Annotated in this window: 5 protein-coding genes; 2 read left to right on the top strand and 3 right to left on the bottom strand. The window is 41.2% G+C overall.

Annotated features, from left to right (window positions below):
* Window positions 1-923 (bottom strand): proline dehydrogenase family protein (locus Q1V93_RS09665; RefSeq protein WP_300664166.1); only part of this gene is annotated, 923 nt, incomplete at its 3' end.
* 78 nt (window positions 924-1,001) lie between these two features.
* Here Q1V93_RS09665 and aroB point away from each other — a divergent pair.
* Window positions 1,002-2,087 (top strand): 3-dehydroquinate synthase, encoded by a 1,086-nt coding sequence (gene aroB / locus Q1V93_RS09660; protein WP_300664164.1) that lies wholly within the window; start codon window positions 1,002-1,004, stop codon window positions 2,085-2,087.
* A 247-nt stretch (window positions 2,088-2,334) separates the two neighbouring features.
* Here the strand turns inward: aroB and Q1V93_RS09655 are convergent, their stop codons facing one another.
* Window positions 2,335-2,676, bottom strand: coding sequence for a MerR family transcriptional regulator (locus Q1V93_RS09655; protein WP_300664162.1), 342 nt, complete (start codon window positions 2,674-2,676; stop codon window positions 2,335-2,337).
* A 56-nt stretch (window positions 2,677-2,732) separates the two neighbouring features.
* Here Q1V93_RS09655 and Q1V93_RS09650 point away from each other — a divergent pair, with 56 nt between their 5' ends.
* Complete coding sequence (locus tag Q1V93_RS09650) at window positions 2,733-3,308, top strand: C40 family peptidase (RefSeq protein WP_300664160.1); 576 nt, start codon at window positions 2,733-2,735, stop codon at window positions 3,306-3,308.
* Here Q1V93_RS09650 and Q1V93_RS09645 read toward each other — a convergent pair.
* Window positions 3,305-4,221: MFS transporter (locus Q1V93_RS09645; RefSeq protein WP_300664158.1), on the bottom strand; the 917-nt coding region annotated here is incomplete at its 5' end. The two genes, Q1V93_RS09650 and Q1V93_RS09645, sit on opposite strands and share 4 nt — an antisense overlap.

The raw sequence follows: 4,221 nt of genomic DNA, 5'->3' as shown, positions 1-4,221 counted from the left end.
AAATCTGCTAAAAAGGCCGAAGAATCTTCGTTGTGAGATCCGGCACACAAAGCCATTTGTGGGAAGTTTTCCGGTTCAACCAAAAATTCCAGGGCGCGGTCGTAATCTGAGTCGCAGGTTTCTTTGTTCGGTTGAATAGGAGAGGGATATCCTTTTTCGGCTGCGCGGTTGCGTTCTTTTTCCATATACGCACCACGAACCAATTTTACGCCGTATTGCACTCCTTCCGCTTTTGCCCAGGCAATACTCTTTTTCAAAAACTCCAGGCGATCATGGCGGTACATTTGAACGGTATTGAATACAATCGCTCTTTCCTTGTTGTATTTCAGGATCATTTCATGACAAATCCGGTCAATCACGTCCTGGATCCAGGTTTCTTCGGCATCTATGAAAACAGGAACGGCTGCATCATATGCTTCTTTGCAAATGCGGTTTACGCGCTCTACTGTTTCGTGATATTCTTTTAAATCGGCTTCCGAAATGCCTTCCAAACCGGAATTGGTAAGTTCCAATAAGCTGAATCGGGCAATACCGGTTACTTTAAACACAGCGAAGGGAATTGCAGGATTTCCTTTTCCTTTATGAATCGTTGCGATGATTTCTTTGGTAGTGGCTTCAAAGTCTTCCGCACTTGTTTTTCCTTCTACGGAATAATCCAGGATGGTTCCGACATGATGTTTCCACATGCTTTCAATCGTCGTGGTACACTCTTCAATGGTTTCTCCTCCACAGAATTGCTCAAAAATGGTTGATTTGATTATTCCTTTGATGGGGAGCCCGATATTGAGCCCGAAACGGGTAAGACCTTTTCCTGATTTTACCAAAAACGGACTGGCCATAACGGAAAAAAGAAAATGCGCACGCTTTAAATCCTTATTTGATTTGTGTTTAAACGCAATCTCTGTGTTATTAAAAGATATCATGTGGCAAAATTAATCGCTTTCTACTATTTTTGCACACCTTTAAACTGAATTATTTGTTCCACTATTGAAATAAATGCTTTGAAAAAATTTGATTGTAATTCATGTCCTGTAGAAGTTGGTAATCTGGAGCTTTCGTCTTTTCCGGTCTTGCTTGAAGAAACGTATAAAGATGTACGGAAGGTGATTGTTGTGGATGAAAACACCCATGATTTTTGTTTGGAGTATTTACTGACTGCATTTCCTACCCTGGAAGATGCAGAAGTGATCCTGCTTCCCACCGGAGAAGAAAATAAGGTGATGGAAGTTTGTTTCCAGGTATTGGAAGCACTTTCGGAATACGGAATCGTACGCTCTGACCTGGTTATTACACTTGGCGGCGGAGTGGTGAGCGATATGGGAGGATTTATTGCCTCGATCTATAAACGAGGATTGGATTGTATGCATATTCCTACTTCGCTTCTGGGGATGGTGGATGCAGCTTTGGGAGGAAAAACAGGAATTGATCTGGGAAGCTATAAAAATCAGATCGGAACTTTCCATAATCCGAAAGCAGTTTTTGTGGATCAGCGCTTTTTAGCGACTTTGCCGGAAGAAGAGTGGAAAAGTGGATTCGCAGAAGTTTTAAAACATGCTTTGATTGCGGATAAAGATGAATGGGAGCGATTGATTGCAACCAAACAAAACGAATTATTTTCGGAAGAAAGCGTTGAGCGGATTTTAGAGAAGTCGATAGCGATTAAATCACAGGTTGTTACGGAGGACCCGAATGAAAAGGGAAAACGGAAAGTGCTGAATTTCGGTCATACAATCGGTCATGCCATTGAAGGATATTATTTGGAATTGAATCCGATGTCGCATGGAAATTGCATTGCGTTGGGAATCATAGCGGAAGCGTTTTTATCGAATCAGAAAGGAACACTTGATGCAGAAGAGTTGAATGAGATTGTGCAGGTAATGCGTGCGCTGTATCCTTGCCCGGAAGATTTGTTGACCGGAGTTTCGGTCATGATTGAGCTGATGAAGAACGATAAAAAGAACGATCAACTGGGAGTTCGGACTTGTTTCCTGGATAAAATCGGAGCTTGCTCATGGAATCATTTGATTGACGACAATGATATTAAGATGGCACTGAATTATTTGTACCAGGCGTATTATAAGAATTAGGAATTAGGAATTAGGAATTAGGAATTAGGAATTAGGAATTGTTTTTTTTATTAGCTGATAATCAGTGTTTTAATCTTTGTTTTGTGATGTTTGACTTGAGGGCGGTTTGTAATATTGCGATATGGCAAATTGGCGTTTAAATGGATTGAAAAATCGGATTATTTTCCTTCCGAATGGGTTTGCCATTTGGCAAACAGGCAAATTGGCATTTTTGGATTTATCGCCTCTTATTCCAAAAATTTGAAAATTATTTTTTCAAAGCAAGCAATTGTGATTTAATCTGCTCCAATTTTTGAATCAAAACCTCATTCTGATTTCCCTCCGAAACTCCCTTAACAGTCGATTTTACTGCCTTTTTGGCTCCTTCAAGTGTGTATCCCTGTTCTTTTACAAGTTGGTAAATCTTGTTAAAATGCTCAATGTCCTTGACCGTAAATAAACGATTGCCTTTTTTGTTTTTTTTAGGCTGAATAACGGTAAATTCTTTTTCCCAAAACCGTATTAATGAGGTGTTTACATCGAATATGGCAGCGACCTCCCCGATGGAGTAATACAACTTCGTTAATGTGATATCATCTAATTTGCTCAAGACCAATTATTTTGATTCTGTGAAAATAATGATAATTTTGCACCACCCGAAATATTATGTCTTTAAAAACTTACATATTTTCGATAGCTGTCTTCCTTACAGGAAATGTGCTACAAGCTCAAACAGCGGCAGGTTCTTTAACTCAAAAGGGTCAAGGGTCTTCGGACACACTAGTTTCTCATACGATGGCTGCAACTGATTCCGCGCCAAAGATCAACAAACAAGTCGAAGAGATCATTCAGTTTGCAAAGAAATTTTTGGGAACTCCTTATCATTACGCAGGTTCTACACCTTCGGGTTTTGATTGCAGCGGATTCATTTATTATGTGATGGGAAATTTCGGAATGCGTTTGTCGCGCTCCAGTCCCGGATTGGCAGAGTTTGGTAAAACAGTGAAATTATCCGAACTGCAACCGGGAGATTTGATGTTCTTTAAGGGACGAAGCACACGTTCTTCAGGTGTTGGACACGTTGCAATGGTTGTTGAAGTGAAAGAAGGAGTCATCAGGTTTATTCACAGTTCCACTTCCAGGGGAGTGATTATCGACACATTCAATAACAGCGGCTATTATGTTCCGCGTTACCTGAAATCCAAAAGACTGGATTACGGAGGAGTAGCTCCTAAAAACTAATGTTTTGACGGAATGGTTTTGATGTGCCAGATGAGATAGAGGATACAGATAAAAGCCATTGCAGCTCCGAATAAAAACACATTCCAAATGGATTCCAGGTTATTCTTGTACCACAGGTTGGTAGCCAGAGAACCGCCAAGCACCCCGAATTCCAACGCAATAAACATCGTTCCGGTTCCGCGTCCTTTCCGGTCGGGAGGAGATAAATCAGCCGTCCAGGCAAAAATGGTCGGAGAATAGATTCCGGTAGCAACTCCGAAAACAATAGAAGAAACGTAGTACCAGGTGCTGCTGTTCGACATGCCGATCAGAATCATGGAAATACAAAGAATCACCATTCCTACAATCAATGTCTGTCTTCTTCCGTAAGTATCCGAAATTTTCCCTGTTGCCAATCGGATTAAGATCGTGGCCATGACATAGAAAATGAAAAAAGCTCCTTTGTTTCCGATGTTCAGGTATTCCGAAATGTCCGGTGTCAAAACTAAAATGATTCCGGAGCACATCGCAGAAAGGAACATTACAATAGCAACTGGGATAACACTCGGTTCGATGAGTTCGTCCTTCTTGATTTTCAGATAATCCAATTGAAAACGATGCGTTTTTTCCAGTGTTTCCTTGACATTGAAGTACAAGATGTAAGAAAGGGCAGTAAAAAGCGCAGCGGTAAAGAACAAAGCATCCCGGTTACCGATCTCCACAATAATCGAAGACAATCCTTGTCCGACTCCCATTCCAATTGCGATGAAGGTTCCCCAAAGTCCCATTCCGAAGCCGCGTTTGTCTTCCGGAAGAATGTCCGTGATCAATGCAGTGGAACCGGTAGGGAAAAAACCGACACTGAAACCGTGCAGGAAACGCAGGAGAAGCAAAAACCAGGTTGCAAATGCGAAGGAATACAAGGAACAAACCA

Source organism: Fluviicola sp. (assembly GCF_030151805.1).
Lineage (GTDB): Bacteria > Bacteroidota > Bacteroidia > Flavobacteriales_D > Crocinitomicaceae > Fluviicola.
This window is presented reverse-complemented; position numbering and strand designations above follow the sequence as displayed.